The sequence below is a fragment of the Moraxella sp. 179-F 1C4 NHS genome (assembly GCF_045370505.1).
GTDB classification, from domain to species: domain Bacteria; phylum Pseudomonadota; class Gammaproteobacteria; order Pseudomonadales; family Moraxellaceae; genus Faucicola; species Faucicola tetraodonis.
In genome coordinates, this window is record NZ_JBIQEC010000024.1 from 1 (window position 1) to 22,562 (window position 22,562).

The following is a 22,562-nucleotide window of genomic DNA, read 5'->3' on the forward strand; positions in this document are numbered from 1 at the left end:
TGGCGACTTGATGATATCGATAAGCTATTCTTCTACTTTATGTGGATTTGTGGTAGTTTTTAATTTCTTTTACTATATTAACCGCTGATTGACCTTTGCCATCGGTAGCGGGTAATGTCGGGCTTTGGCAATATCGCGTGCGACTATGTTGACCTCATTGACATCAATTTTGTGCCAGTTAGGACGCTTGCAAGCAGATTTCTCTATCAAATTAGCGTCAACTAGCGCATCCATGACTTTATCCGCCACATCTAGGGTAGAATTGGCTTTCACATTTTCTGCCACCGCATAACGCAGCTTGGCAAACACCTGTAAATCTGCGACGCGCACGGTAATATCATCACTCGGTACTTGCTGCCCACCATATAGCGCATTATCTCCCGCTTGTGCAGTTCGAAAACTTGGCACAAATTCACTGACATAATCTATGGCGTTTTGGGTGCGTTGTTTTAGTGAATTGGGTTCCCAGCCGTTTTCAATATAATTTAGATATTGTGAATTAATGGGCGGTTGGCTGCTTTCTGGTGTGGCTTTGGTCAAACCATCATTAAATAAGGTGATGTTTTCGGTCATGCCATGCAACTGAAAAAACCCGTCAGGATAAGGGGTGAACTGCGCCATGCCATTGGGCGTGCCACGCTCACCATGAAAAATAATCTCAGGCAAACGCCCCTTATAATCACGCCATTCACTGATATAAGAAGCTTTAAATTCAACCATGCGTTTGATATGCACGCCTGCTTTGTCATCAATAATACCGGTTCTAAACCCGCAAGCATTGACCACAAAATCGGCATAGATATGCTGCAGCTCGCCATTTTCATCGGTAAATGACACTTGCCAGCCATCCATGTGACGTTTTAAATCATCAACTTGGGCATTTAGATGTACCTGAGCGCGCTGTAAGCGCTGCAATTGTAAAAAAGCACTGGCAGAGAGTCTAAAAATATTCCAGCCAAATTCTTGCACCGCAATGATGGGATATTGCAGTTTTTCCAAATCCATTACTTTAAGAGCTGCCACAACCCACTCATCCGTGGTGCTCGGAATATCTTTAGCTTCTAATTGAATTAGCTGTTGAATTTGCTGCTTGTCGTATACTCGGTAATAATCTTGAACTTTGCCCAACACTTGGTTGCTAGGGTCAGCATCAACCAATGATTGATAGTAAGCCGTCAACATATCTAGCCGTGGCAATAAGTCAGTGGCGGTATTGTTATCGCGTTTTGGCACCGTGATGAGGGTGGGGCGCACATCAATACTCTCTGGATATAACTTGGCAATATCAATACATTGGCGCATCAACATGCGGCAATCTTCATCACTGATTTCGCGGTACAAATTGCCACCTGCATGCAGATGACACATGGGTGGAGCGTTGATAAGGCTGGCATTTTTTTCAATCAAATGCACATGAATGCCCGCCATCGCCAGCCGTATAGCAATCGTAGAACCTGCTGAACCACCGCCAATCACTGCTACGGTCGGTGATTGCGTACTTGAATTAACGTACATAATTTTGCCCTTATGCGTTGCCCAAAGTGAAAAAATAAGAAAAAATAAATTGTAGCGGAAAATAATCTAGTTACTGTGACATTTATGCAGTAATTGTCGCTTTTGTTGTTAATTAATTTTACCTAATGGTATATATTAAAATAAGTAGTATTTTTTATACTTTTTAGTATAAAAATATATTGAAAATTCCAATATTATCAGTTAAAGTTAATTTAGCTTAAAAAGCTGACCTGTATTTTATCTAACAATCATAATTAAATAAGGAAAATAAGTATGTTAAAACAAGCCTTCTTAGCAGCGGCGATTTCTACCACGTTATTAGCCGGTTGTGCAACGACGCCAACCCATACCGCTCATGCACCGATGCACGCAGCTAACATTGTTGATGTGGCAAAATCAAATCCAGATTTTTCAATATTAGTTGAAGCGGTGGTAGCCGCAGGTTTAGCCGACACCGTCGCGACTACTAAAAACATCACCGTATTTGCGCCGACCAACGCTGCGTTTGCTAATCTACTTGCTGAGCTCGGTATGACCAAAGCGCAATTGTTTGCGAACAAACCGTTACTGCAATCTGTGTTAACTTATCATGTGTTGCCAGCCACAGTAATGGCAAAAGATGTCAAGCCAGGTATGGTTAAAACCTTACAAGGTCAAAACGTCATGGTGACTTCAACTGGTAAATTACAAGACGCCAATGGACGTGTTGCCAACATTGTCACCACAGATATCAAAGCGAGCAATGGTGTAGTACATGTGATTGACCGTGTCATTTTGCCAAAAAGATAAGTTATCATAGATAAAGTTATCACCGATAAATTGTTGTCTTTATGCATAGTTATCTTTAGTAATAGTAGCCAACAATTTATTGGTCTGATGGCATAGCGGTGATACGAGTCATCGCTATTTTTTTAACTTTCAAAAATCGTTATAGAGCGGGTACAACTATGAAACGGATTGCCATTATCGGTGCAGGATTGGCAGGGTTAACTTGTGGTAAAGCGTTGCAACAAGCAGGGCACGACGTAGTGATTTTTGAAAAATCCCGTGGCATCGGTGGACGACTAGCAACGCGCCGTGCCGAACCATTTTATTTTGATCATGGTGTTGCCGCGTTTACTGCCAGTGACGACGATTTTCAAGGTTTTGTCAATCAATTACTCACTGAAGGGGTGATTGCAGTATGGGCAGTTGACCAAGCTACCCCCGATAATTCCTTTGTATCTACTGTATCTACCAAACCACACTCCGTGCCCAGAGTGTCTGACTGTTATTCTGACTACTATGTGGGCATACCCGCCATGAATGCCATTGGTAAACATCTCGCCAGTGGCTTAACTGTGCAGCGCAATACCAGAGTAGCCTCAATCATTGACCATCATCCGATTTTTAATAGTTGGGAGTTGTTAAGTGACAAGGGTGAGACATTGGGTCAGTTTGATTGGATTATTTCGGCAATGCCTGTAGAACAAGCAAAAAGCTTTGCTCAAACATCGCTACATACCAAAGTGTTGAATAAATATGCGCTTATGCCTTGTAGTGTGCTGATGCTGGGATTTGATACGCCACTGGCTTTAGACTATGAGTATGCCAAAATCGAGAGTGAGGATATCGATAAAATTATCGTCAATAGTGCAAAACCCCATCGCAAAGGCGGTTATAGCCTTGTGGTTCATAGTACCCCAGCATGGACGAATAGACATATTGAGCAAGATAAAACTGCCTGCATCAGCCATTTGACACAAGCGGCGAGTCAAATATTGGGTATCGATTTATCGACTGCAGCACACAAAGACATACACCATTGGCGCTATGCCACAGGCGAAGAGGTTAACCCCCAATCAGGTGACCACCAGTTAGGCTATCTACTAGATAGCGAGCAAAACATCGGTGTCTGTGGGGACTGGCTACTTAAGGGTGATGTCGAGTCTGCTTACTTAAGTGGTCAAAAACTGGCAAAAGCGATAATTAAATTACTAAAAAGCGAGTAGCGTATGCAAAATATTGCCATATTTGGTGCTTCTGGCGCGATTGGAAAGGCATTTTGTAATTGTTTAGCTATCGCCTATCCAAATGCCACCATTCATGCCATTGCCAGAAAACCCCCGGCATTTAGCCACCCTCATATCGTCCCTCATCAGATTGATTTTGATGATGAGCTGGCTATCGCCGCGCTTATCAAAGCGATAAGTAGCACCCAAGCGTTGGACAGTGTTATTGTGACGATTGGGTTATTACATGACTCTAAACTCGAGGCTCAACTCATCGCGCCTGAAAAATCGCTGCGTGATATCACAGCCGATCAGCTGCATCAATATTTCCATGTCAATGCGGTATTACCGATGATGATTGCCAAATACGCCTTGCCCGCCTTAAACAAATCCTCGCAATCACTATTTGCCGTATTGTCGGCACGGGTAGGGAGTATTTCGGATAATCGCTTGGGCGGGTGGTATGGCTACCGGATGGCAAAAGCAAGTTTACATATGGGCATTAAAAACTTAAGCATCGAACTGCAACGAAAAAACCCCAACGCGATTATTGTTGCTTTGCACCCCGGCACGGTAGACAGTGAGTTATCCAAACCATTTCAAAAAAATGTGGCAGAAGGTAAATTATTTACCCCAGTATTCTCAGCGCAAAGTTTACTTAAGGTTTTGCATCAGCTCACGCCTAAAGACTCGGGCAAAATTTGGGCTTGGGATGGCAAAGAAATTTTGCCTTAAGTCTGCCTTAAAATTGTACATTAGACTTGTATTAGGGCTGTAGTTGCGTACCTGGCTTAAGGCTAATCCATCAACCAGTTTTTGTAGATGACGCCCACAATCACGCAAGTTAATCCTGTGACAAAGCCCCCCCAAATAAAATCAACCAGTGCCGCAGTTTTATCATAACCTTTAAGTAATGCTAAGCTTGTAAAATCATACGTTCCATATGCCATCAGCCCGATGACCACACCATATCCTGCCAATACTGCCAATGATGCGTGAGCTTTTAGCTGTGGGTAGATAACCACCACACAAAGCGCAAAAACATAAAATAGATAAAACACGCCTGCTGCGGTCATATTGGGTGATTCACTGAGCAGATGTCCAATGCGGGGGGCATAAAAGCGTTGGGTCATGGTTTTAAGCCATACGGCATCAATACCCAAAAACACCATGACGGCGATCAGATATACCCACAGATAGTTTAATGGTGCCATTGCTAAATCCTTGTGTCCTGTTATTAATTATCATGAACCCTTTGCCGCGCAAATTAGGTTAACGGTACTGGGCTTTTTCAAGGCGTACTTGCACCACGCCAATGGTTTTTTCCAAAAATCCTGCTTCACAGTACGCAAAATAAAAATGCCACAAACGCATAAACGCATCGTCATAGCCAAGTGCCTTGAGCTGCGGTAGCGCCTGAATAAAATTATAACGCCAATCAATCAAGGTACGGGCATAGTCATAGCCATAATCAACCAATGACGTTACTTGCATATCGGTATGGTCACGCGCTTGGCTGAGAATTTCACTGTTAGACAATAAACACCCGCCTGGGAAAACATGGGTTTGGATAAAATCCACAGCGTGCAAATATTTTTGATACCCCCGATCATTAAAGGTAATCGCTTGTAATACCATCAGCCCATTATCTTTGAGCAGTCGATTACATTGGGCAAAAAAATCTGGCAGATATTCATGACCGACCGCTTCAATCATCTCAATACTGACCAGCTTGTCATACTTGCCGGTAAGCTCACGATAATCTTGTTTTAGCAGGGTGATTTTGTCGGTTAGATTGGCAGCGGCAATGCGGCTTTTCGCTTCTTCATACTGCGCGTCTGAGATAGTTGTGGTGGTGACGCGGCAGCCATATTTGGTCGCGGCATAAATAGCAAACCCACCCCAGCCCGTGCCGATTTCAATAACATGATCGTCAGCTGTTAACTCAGCTAATTCACAAATTTTTGCCAACTTGTGGGTTTGTGCGGCCGCCAAAGTTGATGAGGGTGTCGGATAAATTGCCGATGAATACATCATGCGCTCATCCAAAAATAATGCATACATCGCATTGCCAATATCATAATGGGCTAAAATATTGGATTTAGCGTTATTTTTATCATTATGCCGATTGCGGTGTTGGCGGTGTTCCCAGCGTTTGGTCAAATTGGCAAATTTGGCTTCGATGGTATTGATGAGGGTCAAATTGCGGGCAATCAAACGTAAAAATGCTGTTAAATCATCAGCTTGCCACAAACCATCAATATAATCATCAGCAAAAGCAATCGAACCGCCTGTTAATAGGTGTTGATACACCTGCGGTGAATGGATGGTAAGTGTCACTGCCAAAGGATGATTGCCAATTTGTTCCCCTAGCGTTCGTTGTGTATCGCTCACTGGCGACTGTGTTACAGGCTCAGTATTCATCACGCTAACACCGAAGGTTTTATGAGTCGCTACCTTAGTCGCCACCTTAGTTGCTACATTGTCAGACTGACTAAAGGTTTCAATCACGGTTAGATGACCCTGTTTGAGCTTTGATAGCAATAAAAATATTATTTGCCGTGCCGCTTTTGCCGCACTTTGTTGAACAGGCGTGAGCAGATGGTCAACAATTGGGTAGGGTAGATAGTCCGTAAACGAGCGCCGCTTGGCTAAATCGGATTGACGGCGTTTAACCGAGGTCTCCTTACCTTTTGATAGGTGATTTGACGGGTGAGAGGTTGCAGCGTCTTTAGCCTCTAAAGAAGACGGTGTCATAGTCAATTCCCATAAAAAATTTCAGTTAACTATTGGGGTAAACGTTGGTTATAAGCTTGATAAGGCACACGTTTTAGCACGTATAATTTAAAAGCCTGCCAGTAAATTCGCAGTAGCGATGTGGCACTCATCCAGGGTCGGCGCTTAATTGCCGTTATCACCGAAGCCTCGTCCAATTGAACGCCTGTTAGACTCACGCCTGCATTGAACACTTTTCCGCGGCTATCTGTCAGTCCAATATCAATCACAACATCAAAGCCATTTTGCTCGGGATTGTCATTTGCCGATGCATAGCGTTTAGGGTGAATCTCAACACGCCAATGATATTGCTGATTGATGGGATTAAAAGGCGATACATGAAAACCTTTGTCATGTTGGTACAAGGTCTTTTCACCTGCGAGTAAAAAACCATAGTAATGGCGTTTGTTCCAAGGGGTGTTAGAGACTTCTGCCAAAAAATGGCTTGGCTGGTGGTTCTCATCAAAGCCAATATAAAAATTGACAGGGCTAAAATACCAACCCATATTACGTAACACGACCAAAGCCACCACCTCGCCAGTCGGCTGACTGCCAGTCAATTGCTGCCAAGTTTGTTGGGCTTTGACCAATAAACTAGCCGATGGCGCAGGTTGTCCTAACGAAGCGGTTAGGCGGTTATCTAAAGAGGGGTCTAATCGATTGATAGCAAAATAATCTTCTTGATGGAATTGATAAAGCGCCCAATGGTGCTGCGATAGCAGAGGGAGAGTCAATGATTGTTGCAGCGATTTTTTCAGCCATTTGGGCAACCATGTTGGCACATGACTGGCGCTCATATTTACATTAGGTAATGGATTGTCCGCTAGCTGGGTTAAATTGACTGCCCAAAACCGATAGGGGTAATGAAATTCATGACGGGTAGGGATTTGTCTGGCATGCCAAGTCATACCTTGCAGGATTTGATGGGCAAATGTCATGATGATTTACCTTTGAGGGGTGTTGCACAAACCATCATGCGCTAGGTTTTGGCAAAACGCATGGTTGGTCGTGGCGGTTACTTGCCGTCGTTGCACCACCAAGAGTTTTTTGTCAGCGTGGCTTGGTAACTTTGATACGGTAAATTTTGCCGACGGTTTGCTGGGCTTAGACAGCCGTTTGATTTGTGCAGCGGTTGTGGCAGCGGTGGTATTGGTAGTAAGCAAAATGTCGATATCCACCCCCAAACTTTGGCATACCCGCAAGCCACTTTTTACCCCATCTTCATGAAACCCATTAAACCAATAAGCACCACAAAAATGGGTATGCCGCTTCGCTGAAATTTCATGCCAGCGTTTTTGGGCATCGGTCATTTTGTTGTCATATACAGGGTGGCGATAATCCACCTGTTTAATGACATGCGCCTCATTAATCGGCGTATTAAGCGTCACCAAATAGTTATGTTTTGCGCTCAATCGCTCAAGGATATTCATGTGATACGTCAATATAGGTTTTTGGTCAGCCACGCGCGCGGTGGGTTTATCTATCGCGTAATTCCAACTTGCCCAAGCCAGCGATTTTTTGGGTAGAACTTGGGTGTCAGTATGCAAAACCGCTTCGTTATCTGTATAGTCAAAAGCCCCTAAAATAGCCGATTCTGTCTCAGTGATATCGGCTAGTAGACGTTTTGCTACATCGGCATGGCAAGCAAATACCACGTCATCAAACACTTGGGCTTGACGCTTACCTTGATGAATAAATTCAATGCTAACGCCATCCTTGCCACGCGTGACCGATTGCACTGGGGTATTGATATACAGGGTTGTACCTGCTTCAGCAAGCCGAGTAATTAAGGCATTGACGTATTGCTTCGAGCCGCCCACCAAGGTAAACCACTGTGGGCGATTGACCACATCTAGCAGACCATGATTATCAAAAAACTGGGCAAAAAAGAGTAGGGGAAAACGCTTGGCATCATCCATTCCCATCGACCATATCGCAGACACCATCGGCACCAAGTAGTTGGTTTTAAACAACTCGCCATAGTCATGACTGTCTAAATAATCCCCGAGTGTTTGCTGACTTAAAGCTGCTTGCTGCATTTTATCGGCTTGGCGAAAATTTGCTAATAGTGATTTGGTCTCGCGATTAAAGCGTAAAATCTGCTGAACAAATTGCCAAAATCGGGGGCTTAGCATATGGCGGCGCTGAGAAAACAGACTGTTTAACGTGTGACCATTGTATTCAAAATTAATATAAGTATTTTTAACCGAAAAACTCATCTCAGCTTTTTGAAATGGCACATTGAGTTCATCAAGCAGGCGAATAAAATTGGGGTAAGTACGCTCATTAAATACAATAAACCCTGTATCGATGGCGACTTTTTCCGTTGATGGTCTAAACGGGTTGTTAAAAAAAGGATTGTCAAAAAGTGAGCGCTCGGTAACAGTGACATCCAGCGTATTGACATGCCCGCCTAGATAATCATTGCTTTCAAATACCGTCACTGCATGACTGTCCTTGAGATAATACGCACATGTTAGCCCTGATACCCCACTGCCAATAATGGCAATATTTGGCTTAGTAGGATTGGGGACTTTGTGAGTAGAGTTCGGGGATTTTTTTGTAAACACTGCCATGTGCGGATATACCTTTAAAGCCAAGTCAAATGATTAACAAGTCAAATGATTAACAAGTCAAATGATTAAGTTGTATGAGAAAGTTTTGAGCCTACAAAATGCCATACGCCATCAGGTAACTGCGCCAACAGCTTTAAGGGCTGTACCAATGTCTGCGGAAATTCAATGACATTATCATCATTGGCAATGCCTTGTTGAATGGCTTGGCTGGCTTGCTGTACGGTTTGCAAAAAAGGCATTGGAAAGTCGTTCTGTAGCGTCATCGGCGTTTTGACAAAGCCCGGTACTACCAAAGCCACTTTGACACCATAAGGTTGCAGGCTCATTTGCAAGGTTTTGCTCAGATAATGGATTGCCGCTTTTGAGCTACCATACCCCTCTGCACGCACAAAGGGCACCAAAGCAGAAGCAGAGCCGACGGTGACAATTTTACCTTTAGTTGCTTTCAGGGCGGGTAGTAGCGCTTCGATGGCATGCACTAACGAGCCATAATTTGCGTTCATCACCCTCATGATAGACCGCGAATCAAAGTTTGGCATGTCGATATATTCGCAAACACCCGCCGCCGCGATGAATAAATCTAGCGTTTTAATGTCGCTAAAAGCTTGCATCACGGCATCATACTCGGTTAAGTCAAGCTGAATCGTTTTTGCTCCCATCGTTGCCAACGTGTGCAAAACATCGCTGTTTCGCCCCACCGTATACACATCATGCCCTTGGCTTAGATAATCCATCGCCAACTGTAAACCGATGCCTGAGGTTGCACCTGTGATGACGATGGATAAAGGCTTTGAGGGATTGGGGGTTGACATCATAGCGACTCAATATAACAACTCAATACAAAATTTTGAAAACGACTTACCGCATACTATAAAAGAGTAGCGGATAGTTAGCAATAGGTTTTATACTATTTAGTATAAAAATATAATTATTGGTATATAATCAAATAATAAGTATCATAAAAACATTTGTAGTATAATATTAGCTAATTTTTAACCTCATAAATATTAGAAACCTGAAAAACATTAGAAACTTGTGATGAAAAAGTTAACGTTTAAACAGCGAATGATGCTAGAGCGTGAGTCGCTGATTATTGAAACAGTCAACCATTTGTTAGCCACCAAAGGCTATGACGCGATGACCGTCGATGAGATTGCTGATACGGTGGGCATTGCCAAGGCGTCATTGTATCGACATTTTCCCAGTAAAGAAGCGCTAGGCATGGCGGCGCTGGTTGATATCATGCACAAAGCGCTTGAGGTCATCAATCAGCTAAACGCGACCGACCAAACCGCCATCGATAAGCTTAAAGCGCTGACACAGTGGGCGATGCGACTAAAACTAGCGCAAAAAATGCCGAATCTGCCGAGTGAAAACTCCCAGCTGCGCGAGCTGCTAATTGCCAATGATGATTACACCAACAACTTGGTCATGTTGTCAGATAGCATCGGTGAATGGATTGAGCAAGCGCAAGCAGAGGGCAAGTTGCAAAGCAACATACCAGGACTGGCAATTTTATATACCTTATATGCCAGAGCTTGTGACCCTGTACTGGGTTTTTTACGCTCGTCGCAGCTGTATGACGATGATGAGATTATCGCTATCGTGACCCGCACGTGTTTTGAAGGGCTAACCTAGATTAAGCTAACGCAGACCACTAAAAATAGACAGCTAAAAACAGACAGCTAAAAACCCAAGACAGTGTAGAAAAAAGTAGAAAAGTATGAGTAATTTTGTGATTCATCGTGAGCATGGCATCAGTAAAGCCCAAGCCTTTGGAATAACCGAAGACTGGATTGTCTCAGCAGAAAAAGACTATAAAATGCATTGCGATGTACTGCGCAGTGATGAGCAAATACGCGTCAACTTTTCTCGTGCCGGTGTGACAGGTACGTTAACAGTAGATGATAAGGTATTTGATATGCAAGCAAAGCTTGGGTTTTTATTCAAAAGTTTTTTGCCGCTGATAGAAAAGACGGTGAATCAAAATCTTGATAACGCATTGCAAGCTGTAAAAGACCGTTAGCAGACATGGTGAGGTTTGAGTGGCAGTTAGCGTTTAGTTTAAATTATTTTATTTAACATAATATACATTATGCGAAATAAAAGCTATCGGCGTCAAAAACGAGATGTATGGCACAGTGCACTGTGATTAATTTAATGATGAAATGATAATTAGCAGCAAAACCATTTGCATTTATCAATCAATAATGAGTAGTATGCTCACTCAATTATTTATTTATCGTTTGTTTGTTTATCATTAAAATCTCCAAGGATTTATCATGATTGGATTTATTGCCCGTCACAGTACGATTTTTATGCCATTGTTTGGTGTGATTGGATTTATATTTCCTGACTTGTCGCATTTTGTCCTTGGGCTTCTGCCGCAGATTTTATTTTTCTTGATGTTTTTTACCTTGTTGGGCATTGACCAAACCCAGCTGATTAGGCGCATGACGACGCAATATGTTTGGGGGTTTGCTATATTCCAAAGTGCGCTGATGAGCTTGGCGATTACCTTGATTGCTTATTTACTGGGTGTCCGTGGTGATTTGTTGTTGGCTATCGCGGGTCTGTCAGCCACCGCACCGCTATTTGGTACGGGCGCTATTGTGAATGCAGTTGGTTTTGATGCACTGCTAGCCATGGCAAAAACCATCACAGCCACGTTGGTCATGCCGGTGAGCTTACTAGTGATATTGTGGTTACTTGGCAGCAAGGACGCCCATTTAGACTTTGTCCTGTATATTAAGCGGTTATTAATTTACATTATCGCTCCCATGATTTTGGCGGTCGCAGCACGGCAATATATTCCCCGTGATACGCTCAATACTTATTATCCAAAAATTGCCAAGTTTAACATTATTCTACTCATGATGTTTCCGCTTGGATTGATGTCGGGCTTTAGACATACTTTTGACACCAATCCCATGCAGGCGTTAAGCTTATTTGGTTTGGGCACTGCCTTGTCGTTAGTATTTTACTTTTCTGCTTATTTTTTATACCGCCGCTTTGGCTATGAAAACGCCATTATCTCTGCGCTGGCTTGCGGTGGTCGCAATGTGTTATTGGCGTATACCATCACCACGCCGTTTATGGGTGCAATGTTTTTACCGCTGATTGGCGCGTACCAATTGCCTTCGTTTTGCTTGCCGTTATTGGGTAAAAAGATGGTCAAATGGCATACTATCGACAGCCAAGCCAGTCTAAAATAATGCTGATGTTCAATCCGTTTGATTTATTCGTATGCTAACTTTTCAACTCAATCTACTGCCACAATTATCATCACAAGCCTTGTTTGGCATTTTTAAGGCGCGCTGTGAGGTATTTGTTGTAGAGCAACGCTGCGCCTATCCAGACATTGATGATACCGACTTGGTGTGTTGGCATTTACAGGGTTTTATTAATAATAATCTGGTGTGTTATGCGCGGATTATCCCAGCTGATTATCATTATTTGGGTTATGTCGCGATTGGTCGCGTGTTAACGGTTGGCGATTTTCGCGGTCACCATTATGGGCGTGATTTGATGCAAAAAGCCATTGAAATTTGCCAGCAATACTACCCTAGCCAGCCGATTTTTATCGCTGCTCAAACTTATCTGATACACTTTTATCAAGCGCTCGGCTTTTGTATACAAGGTGACTGTTACCTTGAAGACGGCATTGAGCATGTCAATATGATATTGGAAGTCAAACATGATGCATAACCGTGCTGATTATCGGCTGTATTTGGTCACAGATCGCAATTGCCTGCAACAGCAAACGCTTGAACAAGCCGTTGAACAAGCGATATTGGGCGGCGTGACATTGGTGCAGCTTCGAGAAAAAGCGATTGCTAGCAAAGAGTTCTATGAGCGCGCGCTGCGTATCAAAGCGATTTGCCACCACTATAACGTGCCATTACTGATTAATGACCGCGTCGATATCGCCCTAGCAGTTGAGGCAGATGGGGTGCATATCGGTCAAAGTGATTTGCCTTGTGGCGTGGTTCGGCAAATTTTAGGTAAAGATAAAATCATTGGGGTTTCCGCGCGCACTGCCCAGCAAGCCATCCAAGCGCAAGCAGACGGCGCAGATTATTTGGGCGTTGGCGCGATGTTTGCCACATCCACCAAACAAGATGCACAAACAGTTACCATAGCGAGCTTAACGCAAATACGACAAGCGGTAACGATTCCAATTGTCGCCATTGGTGGTATCAATCACACCACCCTGCCCGCCTTACAACAAGCGCTGCAAGCTGCCGACACGTCCATAGGTGATGTGATTGACGGCGTGGCAGTCGTTTCTGCAATTTTGGGGCAAAAAGATGTCAAACTTGCCAGTGAACAGCTCAAAAATATGATTAAATAATTATGATTAGATAATAACGAAATCAATAATTAATGCCAAATTTTACCAGGATTCATGATATTGTTTGGGTCAATGGCGTTTTTAATCGCTTTCATAAAATAAATTGCATTGCCATGTTCTTTATCCATATATTTACGTTTGCCCTGCCCAATCCCATGCTCACCTGTACAAGTTCCATCCATGTCAATCGCTCGCTCGGCTAGGCGATGTAAAATGCCTTCAGCGGTTTTCACTTCATTTTCTTCTTTCATATTGATGAGCAGCAGCACATGAAAATTGCCATCGCCCACATGGCCGACAATCGGGGCAAGCATCCCTGTGCTTTCGATGTCTTTGACCGTTTCGGTGACGCATTCAGCAAGGCGCGAGATTGGCACGCACGCATCGGTCGATAAACTGGCACATTCTGGGCGTAATGCTCGGCTGGCGTGATAGGCATTGTGGCGAGCCGTCCAAAGTTGTTTACGTTTATCTTCGGCAGTATCCCACGCAAAGTCTTGCCCTTGATACTCAGCAATGATACTTGCAAACAATTCGGCTTGTTCTTTTACGCCATTTTCTGTGCCATGAAATTCGACAAACAAGGTTGGCATTTCTTTTAAGGTTAATTGGGAATACGCATTACATGCCTTGATCTGCACCGCATCGAGTAGCTCAATGCGAGCCACTGGCAAGCCGTATTGAATGATTGTCATCACTGTTTGACACGCCAAGTCAATGCTTGGGAAATGGCAAATCCCAGAGCCTGTGCATTCTGGCACGCCAAACAGTTTCACCGTAATCTCGGTCACAATACCAAGCGTGCCTTCCGAGCCGATAATCAGCCGTGTCAAATCATAGCCTGCCGATGATTTTTTGGCGCGTGTGCCTGTGTGGATGATTTCACCGTTTGGCATGACGACTTCAAGCGACAGCACGACATCTTTCATCGTACCGTAACGCACCGCATTCGTGCCAGACGCCCGAGTGGCGACCATACCGCCAAGCGTGGCATTCGCCCCAGGGTCGATGGGAAAAAATAGCCCAGTCATCCGCAAATGATGATTGAGCTGTTCACGAGTCACGCCAGCCTGTACGGTGGCGGTCAAATCCGCTTCATTGAGCTGCAAAATCTCGGTCATCGCAGACATATCAATGCACAATCCGCCATGAGGGGCATTAAGCTGGCCTTCTACTGATGAACCAACACCAAAGGCAATCACAGGCATTTTATACTCGTTGCAAATTTTGACGGTATCGGCGACGTCGTGTTTGTTGTGAGCGGTCAAAACAGCATCGGCAGGCTCATTGGGTAGCCAGCTCATAGTGTGGGCGTGCTGTTCACGAGTGGTTAAATTGGTCGATAATTGATTGCCAAAACGTGCTTGTAGCACATTAATCGCCTGTGAAAAATCATTCATTTGCATAACTTACCTTACTTAGTTTTATCTCTAGTCCATTTGTTTTTTGGATTAATTTAGACTCAAATTACTATTAAAATCCCTTAATTCGTTAGTCAATGGGTCAATAAACGCGATGGATTTTGCCAACAATTTTAACGGTTTTGCAAAATCGGTTGTACCTTTAGGCTTGACAGTGGGATAAAAATTGTCATTTAACAGCGGCATACCTAAGCTTGCCATATGCACTCGCAATTGGTGTTTTTTACCCGTCACCGGGGTTAATCGGTATAAGCTAAACGCCCCATTATTTTCAATCAATTCAATTGTGGTATGCGCATTTGGCTCACCTTGGGCGGTCTTGGTCAAAAAAAACGGCTCGCCACGCTCAAGTCTGGAATGGATGTGAAAGGGATAACTTAAATCGCTGCGAGTCGGTGCTATGGCGTGGTAAGTTTTGTGTATTTGTCTATCGGCAAACAGCGCATGATAATAAGCGCGGCTACTTGGATTAACCGATAATAACATCACGCCTGCCGTGTCCTTGTCCAACCGATGCAAGGGTGAAATATCATTCACGGCTAACTGCTGTAAGTCTGGATGATTTCTTAATTTGGCTAGTAGGGTTTGGCTGACATAGTGACCTGACGGTGTAACGGGTAAAAAATGCGGTTTATCGACCACCAGTAAATGTTCATCCAAATGAAGAATATTGGGCTCAAATGGAATGATAGGCTCATTTTCAACCTGCCTATAGTACAAGATGGTTTGCCCTGCCAAATAGGGCGAATCGTGTTTGAGCGGCTCACCACGCTCAAGGCTAATTAAACCGCTGTCAAATCGTCGTTGCCAGTTTGCCAAACTAATATGAGAAAAATGCGCCGCCAAATAATCGATAAGCCGCCCACCCATAAACGACTTATCATGGGGTAAATATAACTTACTGGGTTTCATGCCATGCTCTATCATGTTAAATCTATCATCTTAAAAAACCACTTTATCGATGCTGTTTTACTTTACGCCCATTTAATGGGTTAACAACAGCTGCACAGTTATCGCATGATTAATGCTTAGCACATCATTGGGCAGCAAAACATCATGTCGGTTGATGGGTTGACCGTTTCGGGTAATGCTGATGTTGGGATCGATCTCATCAATCAGCAGCTGTCCTTGGGATTCGACAATCGCAAAATACACGCCACTGGCAGGCTTTAGGTCATTGGCGGCAAATAGACGTAAGGCATGCGCGATTTGCGACTCGCGACTGGCAAACAAAATCGGAAACTCGCGTACTTTTTGTTGGCGCTCCCCTAGCCCATCCACAGATTTTATGGTCAAAACAATCTGCTGTGGATTTTGGTTCAACTGCGGCAGTTTGCTTTGCGCTTGGCGTGGCGCAGTACTAGCAGCACTAAAAGCCGGCGGGCTTGCTGGGATATGATGATTTGAGTTTGGCTGTGGCTGATTCTGAGTCTGAGTCTGAGTCATGAATTTAACACCCAGTTTAATCTCATTGCTAAACACCTCACCTTTTTGCAAACGTGCGATATCAGTTGGCGTGGCTTGCACTTTGGCTTTTAATCCAAATTGCGCTTCGCCGGACAAGGTTACCCCAATTGTGGCAAGCTTAGGTTTTAATACTTCATAACCGTAAGATACCAAATCAATGGCATCATGCTGGGTATGGGTGGATTCATGGGCATGATTAAAACTGCTAAATAACTGCTCCACCATCGCGGTTGTCAGTCCATCATTGGATTTCAATGTGATTTGAGTAATGACTTGGGATTTATCCACCAATTGTTTCGCCGCTGCCATAATCGCATCGGTCAATAAATCTTGGTACGGCTTGGCGGATTTTTGGATGTTTGGCAACACAGTTACCATCGGCTTGGACACAGGTGTTGGCGTTTGAACCGGTGGTTGCACCCTTGGAGGTTGTGGCTTAGAGGATACAGATGGCATAGCCTCAGTATTCACCAGCGGCGGCTGCATCGGCGCAACTGCAGGTGCTGAAGGTTGTATGGGTGATTGCGCGGGCGGTACAGGCTGTGGTCTCGGTTGCACAATCGGTTGTTGTGGCATCGCCGATGAAGGCACGGGTGGCTGAATGGGTTCTGGCAAAGTTATTTGTGTGCGCTCAGGGTAGTGTCCTGTAGCAGATTTTTCTTCAGCAAATCGTGGTATCAGTCGCCCTAACAGGCTTCTATATAGACTGGGATACAGACTGGGTTTTTCGTCTTCGTCATCTAGCGCATAGCCATCAAGCCGTTGAATCAGCAAAATGACCGAATTATCTGCTTCGCTGGCTGTGTCGTCGTCATCCGCTGTTTGGGCGGCATGGGTTTTAATCGGCAAAATATGAATATCAGGCATGGTGTATTTGAGCGATTGGGTAAATTGTCGGTAGCTTTCTGCCATTTTCTTATTGGCAGTGATATCAAAACTTGTCGGCACGGAGAGCTGAACACTCACACGTTGTAAGTCATCAATGGCGGTGGTGTAGAGGCTAAAGAAATTTTCCATTTCATCAAACACATCGCTTGGGTGTTTGTCGTCAATGATAAAACGGTGATTGGTGGTGATGTAAGCCATAATTTACTCTTAATGGTGAAATTTTTTATTGATGGGTTTGTGTTTTTTTAACCGCTTGCGTAGCATCAGTTACTGGACTAGCCACTGAATCAGCCCGTGGGTTGGCGTTTGCAGGACGGCTAATCGCTGAGCTTTGATACATCTGTTTGGCTAACACCATGCCTGCCTGTACCGCTCGGTTAATGCCATCGCGAGGGTCATCGACCAAGCCATTTTTAGTCCAGTTACGTTCAACCAATACCGCTACCGCTTTATCCCATTTGCCATTTTTGTCTTTTAGCCCATAGACAAACCATTTATACGGACGAGCATAACACGCCACCGATGGCTGAGTTTTGCCTGCGCGAATGTCCGCATTGTTACACAGATTTGCCACCATACTGGCGGTGACATTGGGGGTATAAAAGCTGCGACCGTTTTGGCGGGTTGGATAGTTAAAGCCGGGCGTGCCTGTTTTGCCCACTATCACGCCCTGTGTCCATGCACAGCTACCAATCGCTTGGTTACAGGCAGCAAAAGCTGTGCCGTTGCCGCCGCCCAAACCTGTGCCTGCTAGCAGCGTACCTGATAATAAATTGAGCGCACCACGGGCGTCCGATTGGTTGATACCCAGTGGCATGGCGCCGAGTTGGCTGGTAGCTGTGGTCAATGTTTCTTGACTTTGGGCATCGCCTCGCCAGGCTTTAGGACGCAGCGGAATTTGATTAACGCCCCACAAATCCTCAATCAAATGCACGCCGCGACGCTGGGTCGCGCCATTATCGGCAATCAGCAGATTGGCAAACATATCCGACACACCCAGTACCGAGGTTTTGGCATTACCTGCGCCAAACACTTGGTTCATGCTGGCATTGAGCATATCGCCCCCTTGACGACACGCCCCATTCATACGTCCGCCATTGGCTTTGACACAGCTTGCCACTTGGCTTTCGGTAAATTGTAATTGTTTGGTGGTGTAATCTTGCTTGCCATCGGTGAGCAGTACACCTGAAAAATAGCGGCTTTGTAGCATCGGGTCGCTATTGTAGGCTTTACCAAACAATAAATCTTTAAATCCGCAATTCACTCCCCCTTTATCGGCACAATTTACACTCCAGCCCATGTCATCACTGGCTTTTTTAAAGGCGGGCATACCTGGGCAAACGCCTTGTCGGTCACGTTGCAATGACATCGCACTGGTCGTGCGGTAACAATATAAAAAATTCGCCACTTTTTCGGTGGATGAGCTTGCCATCACTTGTTTGAGATATTGCGCTTCAGGGGTTTGCATATTTTTAAACCGTGGATTAGCGCTTACCAGTGCCAATGCTTGTACGGTTTTAACGGTCGAACCTGGGTATACGGTTTGGTATAACGCATGGTTCATGAGGTTTTGCTTGCTCCAGTCTTTTTTCCACAGTATCGGGCAACCTGTGGGCTTAATCGTGGTATCGCCATTATCGGCACGGTAGCAGTTGGAGTCAGCGCTAGCAAGGGCAAGCACACCTTGGGTTTTGACATCAATCACCGCGATACCGATACTGCGTACCAAGGCGCTCTCATACATGCCATTGGCGACGTTTTGCAACGCAGGCGACAGCACGCTATTACAGTCCGCGCCATTGGGGCTATTGGTGACACAATCCGCTACTTGCTGGGCGGTGGTCTGTACAGCGGGATCCAGGGTTAACGCCATGTTGTAGCCGATTTTGATATCCGAGCCATCGATATTGATACTATTGATTGGCGGTGCCGTGAGTTTTTGCCACCAGCTGCGTTGATCATTTTTTTGTTGGTAGCTTTGATAAGCGTCCAATAACTGACGGTCAAAATGGCTGGCGTGAATGTTGGACAATTCGCTATACATCAACCCTAGATTGGTCGGTAAAGCAACCTCAGTTTTGCTGGTGGAGGCAATCCGTTTTTTCGGGTCTTGCGTGGGTTTGTCTTGTAGGGTTTGCAGCACGCCATTGGCTTGGTTTTGAATATCGTTTTTGGTTTTAGTAAACGCATTATTTGGGTCAGATGATGGTGCATTTGGTAAAGTCACCGACCCTGTCAATGATTTAGCCAACAAGGATTTGACCGACACCGGAATCAATCTAGGGTTATTACAAAGTTGGGTTAATGGATCAACGTCACCTGTGTCAGTCATGGTATTGCCACGATTATCGACATACAGGTAGCCTGTTTGATTGTCCGCCGTTTTGGCGGTTTTGATATACACACAGCCCGGTAGCCCATACCAAGGGTTGGTTTGGGTGAGCCAATTGATTGGCATATGGGCGACATTGGGGTCGTTTTGGTTGCGGCGATTGGGCTGTTGTTCTCGCCATTGTAGCTGCAACAATCGCTCAGGGCTGGCAAGCGTTCTTAGCGCAAAGGCTAACGCGTCTTCGTTGATATGTTGCTCACAGGCTTGTTGCCAAAGGCTGGCAGTTTGCAATTGGTATTGGTTGGCCAGACGTTTTTGCTGATACAAGCTCAACAGACTTTGATTAACTCGGTTGATACTGTCGGTAAAACGGGCTTGGTTTTTGGGCTGAGTTAAATTGCACGTTTTGGCAGGCGTGGCGTTGACCGAACTTGATAGATTAGCGTTTGCACTTTGGGTATTAGTATTTTGGCTGTTGGCTTGGTTGACCACATCCGCCATACCCAGATTATCGACGACAAGTGACACGGCGTTTTCATTCGCCTCTGCATTGTACGTGGTATTTGAGGCGGTTAAGGGCGAGAGATACCACGCCAGCCAGCCGATAAGACCGACAACAAACACCACCAGAATCACTTGTAAGTTGGTCAAAATGGTTTTGTAAAGCGCTTGAGAAACCCGAAAACTGGCAACTTTACCGTCGTTTTTGATTTTTTTGTTAGTATTTTTTGTTTCAGTTGCTTGCGTATTGTCGGAGGCATTGGCAGGCGTGGCTGTTTCTTCAACCTCTGTGGTTGAATCAATGACATTATTATCTTGTGGTAAGATGTTAGAATCTATGTTTTGGACAGTTTCTAACTTGCCACTGTTCATAGTTTCTTGACTGTTTTCGTCTTTCGGGGTTTGGTTTTCGGTCATTTTGAACCTTTAATTTCTGCAAGCCTTACTAAAATTTGACGTCTCTACGATTGGATAAGTTATTGAGCATACGGTTTACGGTTTATTGCCGTCCAAAATCAACTTCGGCTGAAACAGCGCCAAACTGAGCATAATACTATTGAGCCATAAATTACTGGTGCCATAACTTAAAAAAGGCAACGTCACCCCCGTGAGCGGCAAAATTCCTAAATTCCCCGAAATGGTGACAAGTGCCTGAAACACCGTAATCACTACCCACAGCAAAATCACCCACGCCAGCAAAAAATAACCGCCCGATAACAGCCGTGATTTCATCTGCTCACTGGCAAACGCCATCTGCTGACGGGCAATGAGCGCAAGCCAAGCAAAATACACCATCATCAGCCCCACACTGGCCCCGATACCCACCACTGCCATCACCGAAGTGATGGTATAGTCACTTTGCATCTGTAGCGGTACGCCTTGACAGCCCGATAAATGATACCCGCACCACGGAATATCGCCAAATCCATAGCCAATCATCGGCACACTATCGCGAAACCAATGCAAAATCGCCATCTGATCGTTGCTCGCCACAAACGGATTGACCCACGCATTGACCCGCTCGGCAGTACGCGCATCAAACCCGCTTAAATTCACCAATACCATCATCAGCAAAAGCAAAATCGCGGTACTCGACAACACGCCCAAAATATAACCCCGACCGCCCATTTGGAAAATTTTGTTGGATAGCGCCACGCCCACCAAAAAGGTAAACAAAAACAAAAATACCAACATGGTGCCTTTTTCATTGGCAATACCCAGTGCAATAAACGGCAACACCACCGCGAAAGCAAGCAGCAGGGTCATTTTTTTGGAGCGGAAAAACAGATGATTAATCAAGCCGCGTTGGTTAATCGCCAAAAACACGCCCAAGAACACCATCAGCCAAATCTTTGACAGTTCAGCGACTTTCGCACTGTCACTGTGAATCAACACTGCCAAGCCCAAATAACCCACCGCAAAGGCAAGCAGCCACACACGGGCTTTAGTCATCGCCGATTTGACATTGCCCCAACTGCTGTGTAGTAAGTTATTGGCAACGAGGGTTTTAAGCCCCCAACTAACCAAACTGCTAATCGGGCGAGCCAGGCTAATAAACACAAAACACCAAAACAAATCTTTGAAATGATTGAGAAAAATATAACGCAGTGACAAATAACTACGGGTGCTTAAATCAAATAAAATCATCAAGCCAAAGGTGGCAAAGCCTACAAACAACGGATAAATCCACGCAGATGACAGCATGGCACGGTTGTCGGGGAATTTTTCCATCAACCGACGCATGGGCGAAAAAATCGTCAATACACTCAGTAGCACGCCGACGCAAAACAGCACGCCCCCCACCATCATCGGCAGAATCACCGTATGGCTAACACCCGCAATAACCAGTCCCCACACGGTGATGGCTATCGGCAACACTTCTAGCCAGTGCTTACGCCGCGACAGCCACAGTAACCCCCACGTCACCCACGACCAAATACACACCTGAGTGAGCATTCCCAAATGCGTGGGCGTGCCAATTAACGGCAGTAAATTGTTCGCTTGCAGGGCTTTTTGTTGGTTGTTATTGGCGTCATAGATACTGGCGACATCGTTTGCCGATTGATTTAACAGTTTGGCAATGGCGGGCTGATTGCTAAACAGGCGATTGTAGGCAAAACGTCGATTACCATCGGCAACCGCAAGCAATGACACCGCAAAATTAGCTTGGTCGGCAGGGGATAATTTATCGGTTTTTACCGCCATTAAGTTGTCTAAACTATCGAGTTGCCCGCTAGCATTAAGGTGTAGCCAATCTTGGCGATTGCTGAGTTTATCGCCACCCAAATTCACTTCCGTTTCATTTTCAACCAGCTCAGTTTGGCGTTGCTGTTTGCCTTGGGCTTGCCATGCGGCCGCTAAAGCTTGTTGGGTTTTAACAAAATGTTGCTTTGCCTCACTCATTAATTGTGTGGGCTGACTGGCTTGGGCACAGGCTTGAGTCATGCCATAATTGGGGTCATTACGGTTGTCATACAGATTAGTAATAACGTTGTCGCCACAATATTTGCTGAGCAGTTGTGGTTTGGCGATGCCTTCAGTATAGCTGGTGAGTTCGAGTTGATAACGCTGCAGTTTGGGCGAATGGGCATAATCTGCCAGTAAAAATGCGCCAATTAACAGGAGCCATACCACCGCTAAAATCATGATTTCGCTCAACGTTTGCGCTTTAGCGTTGGGTTTTTTGCTGGCTTTTGTACGACTCACTATGTTTAGCATGGGGTTTTCCAAATTGATTAACTT

19 protein-coding genes are annotated in these 22,562 nt (G+C 44.9%); 8 read left to right on the forward strand and 11 right to left on the reverse strand.

The features are described 5' to 3' along the window. Positions 1-72: 72 nt before the first annotated feature. Positions 73-1,515, reverse strand: a complete 1,443-nt coding sequence (locus ACH0AB_RS09910; protein ID WP_406878062.1) for an FAD-dependent oxidoreductase — start codon at positions 1,513-1,515, stop codon at positions 73-75. A gap of 273 nt (positions 1,516-1,788) precedes the next feature. Here ACH0AB_RS09910 and ACH0AB_RS09915 point away from each other — a divergent pair, with 273 nt between their 5' ends. The 3 genes from ACH0AB_RS09915 (at position 1,789) to ACH0AB_RS09925 (ending at position 4,241) form a co-directional block, all read left to right on the forward strand. After that, complete coding sequence (locus ACH0AB_RS09915; RefSeq protein WP_144917696.1) at positions 1,789-2,304, forward strand: fasciclin domain-containing protein; 516 nt, start codon at positions 1,789-1,791, stop codon at positions 2,302-2,304. A 158-nt stretch (positions 2,305-2,462) separates the two neighbouring features. Further along, the gene (locus ACH0AB_RS09920) at positions 2,463-3,506 is read left to right on the forward strand and encodes an NAD(P)/FAD-dependent oxidoreductase (RefSeq protein ID WP_406878063.1); all 1,044 of its coding nucleotides are present in this window, start codon (positions 2,463-2,465) and stop codon (positions 3,504-3,506) included. Between the two features lie 3 nt (positions 3,507-3,509). After that, positions 3,510-4,241: an SDR family NAD(P)-dependent oxidoreductase gene (locus ACH0AB_RS09925; protein WP_406878064.1), complete on the forward strand. Its 732-nt coding sequence runs from the start codon at positions 3,510-3,512 to the stop codon at positions 4,239-4,241. A 62-nt stretch (positions 4,242-4,303) separates the two neighbouring features. Here ACH0AB_RS09925 and ACH0AB_RS09930 read toward each other — a convergent pair whose 3' ends face one another. The 5 genes from ACH0AB_RS09930 to ACH0AB_RS09950 form a co-directional block, all read right to left on the reverse strand. Next, complete coding sequence (locus ACH0AB_RS09930) at positions 4,304-4,720, reverse strand: DUF2177 family protein (RefSeq protein ID WP_219331289.1); 417 nt, start codon at positions 4,718-4,720, stop codon at positions 4,304-4,306. A gap of 58 nt (positions 4,721-4,778) precedes the next feature. Beyond that, complete coding sequence (locus ACH0AB_RS09935) at positions 4,779-6,263, reverse strand: class I SAM-dependent methyltransferase (RefSeq protein WP_406878065.1); 1,485 nt, start codon at positions 6,261-6,263, stop codon at positions 4,779-4,781. Between the two features lie 29 nt (positions 6,264-6,292). Then, on the reverse strand, positions 6,293-7,219 hold the full coding sequence (locus ACH0AB_RS09940; protein WP_406878066.1) for a DUF1365 domain-containing protein: 927 nt from the start codon (positions 7,217-7,219) through the stop codon (positions 6,293-6,295). A gap of 6 nt (positions 7,220-7,225) precedes the next feature. Continuing rightward, complete coding sequence (locus tag ACH0AB_RS09945; protein WP_406878067.1) at positions 7,226-8,857, reverse strand: NAD(P)/FAD-dependent oxidoreductase; 1,632 nt, start codon at positions 8,855-8,857, stop codon at positions 7,226-7,228. 65 nt (positions 8,858-8,922) lie between these two features. Beyond that, positions 8,923-9,672 carry an SDR family NAD(P)-dependent oxidoreductase gene (locus ACH0AB_RS09950; protein WP_406878068.1) on the reverse strand — a complete coding sequence of 250 codons (750 nt, stop codon included), beginning with the start codon at positions 9,670-9,672 and terminating at the stop codon, positions 8,923-8,925. A gap of 223 nt (positions 9,673-9,895) precedes the next feature. Here ACH0AB_RS09950 and ACH0AB_RS09955 point away from each other — a divergent pair, with 223 nt between their 5' ends. From ACH0AB_RS09955 to thiE, 5 genes are all read left to right on the forward strand, one after another. After that, on the forward strand, positions 9,896-10,495 hold the full coding sequence (locus ACH0AB_RS09955; protein ID WP_095355405.1) for a TetR/AcrR family transcriptional regulator: 600 nt from the start codon (positions 9,896-9,898) through the stop codon (positions 10,493-10,495). Between the two features lie 85 nt (positions 10,496-10,580). Then, positions 10,581-10,883, forward strand: coding sequence for a polyhydroxyalkanoic acid system family protein (locus tag ACH0AB_RS09960; protein ID WP_203171910.1), 303 nt, complete (start codon positions 10,581-10,583; stop codon positions 10,881-10,883). A gap of 256 nt (positions 10,884-11,139) precedes the next feature. Then, positions 11,140-12,072 (forward strand): lantibiotic ABC transporter permease, encoded by a 933-nt coding sequence (locus ACH0AB_RS09965; protein WP_159374741.1) that lies wholly within the window; start codon positions 11,140-11,142, stop codon positions 12,070-12,072. 31 nt (positions 12,073-12,103) lie between these two features. Beyond that, a complete protein-coding gene (locus ACH0AB_RS09970) occupies positions 12,104-12,565 on the forward strand; it encodes a GNAT family N-acetyltransferase (protein ID WP_406878069.1) in 462 nt (153 codons plus the stop codon). Further along, positions 12,555-13,211, forward strand: coding sequence for a thiamine phosphate synthase (gene thiE / locus ACH0AB_RS09975; protein WP_406878070.1), 657 nt, complete (start codon positions 12,555-12,557; stop codon positions 13,209-13,211). The genes ACH0AB_RS09970 and thiE overlap by 11 nt, the downstream gene beginning before the upstream one ends. A 29-nt stretch (positions 13,212-13,240) precedes the next feature. On the opposite strand, the gene ACH0AB_RS09980 is transcribed toward thiE, so the two are convergent. From ACH0AB_RS09980 to ACH0AB_RS10000, 5 genes are all read right to left on the reverse strand, one after another. Then, positions 13,241-14,611: an FAD-binding oxidoreductase gene (locus tag ACH0AB_RS09980; protein WP_406878071.1), complete on the reverse strand. Its 1,371-nt coding sequence runs from the start codon at positions 14,609-14,611 to the stop codon at positions 13,241-13,243. Between the two features lie 51 nt (positions 14,612-14,662). Further along, positions 14,663-15,544 (reverse strand): pseudouridine synthase, encoded by an 882-nt coding sequence (locus ACH0AB_RS09985; protein WP_406878072.1) that lies wholly within the window; start codon positions 15,542-15,544, stop codon positions 14,663-14,665. A 72-nt stretch (positions 15,545-15,616) separates the two neighbouring features. Beyond that, complete coding sequence (locus ACH0AB_RS09990) at positions 15,617-17,185, reverse strand: hypothetical protein (RefSeq protein ID WP_406878073.1); 1,569 nt, start codon at positions 17,183-17,185, stop codon at positions 15,617-15,619. 25 nt (positions 17,186-17,210) lie between these two features. Next, positions 17,211-20,237, reverse strand: coding sequence for a hypothetical protein (locus tag ACH0AB_RS09995; protein WP_406878074.1), 3,027 nt, complete (start codon positions 20,235-20,237; stop codon positions 17,211-17,213). 75 nt (positions 20,238-20,312) lie between these two features. Next, positions 20,313-22,538: an FtsW/RodA/SpoVE family cell cycle protein gene (locus ACH0AB_RS10000; protein WP_406878075.1), complete on the reverse strand. Its 2,226-nt coding sequence runs from the start codon at positions 22,536-22,538 to the stop codon at positions 20,313-20,315. Positions 22,539-22,562 lie beyond the last annotated feature (24 nt).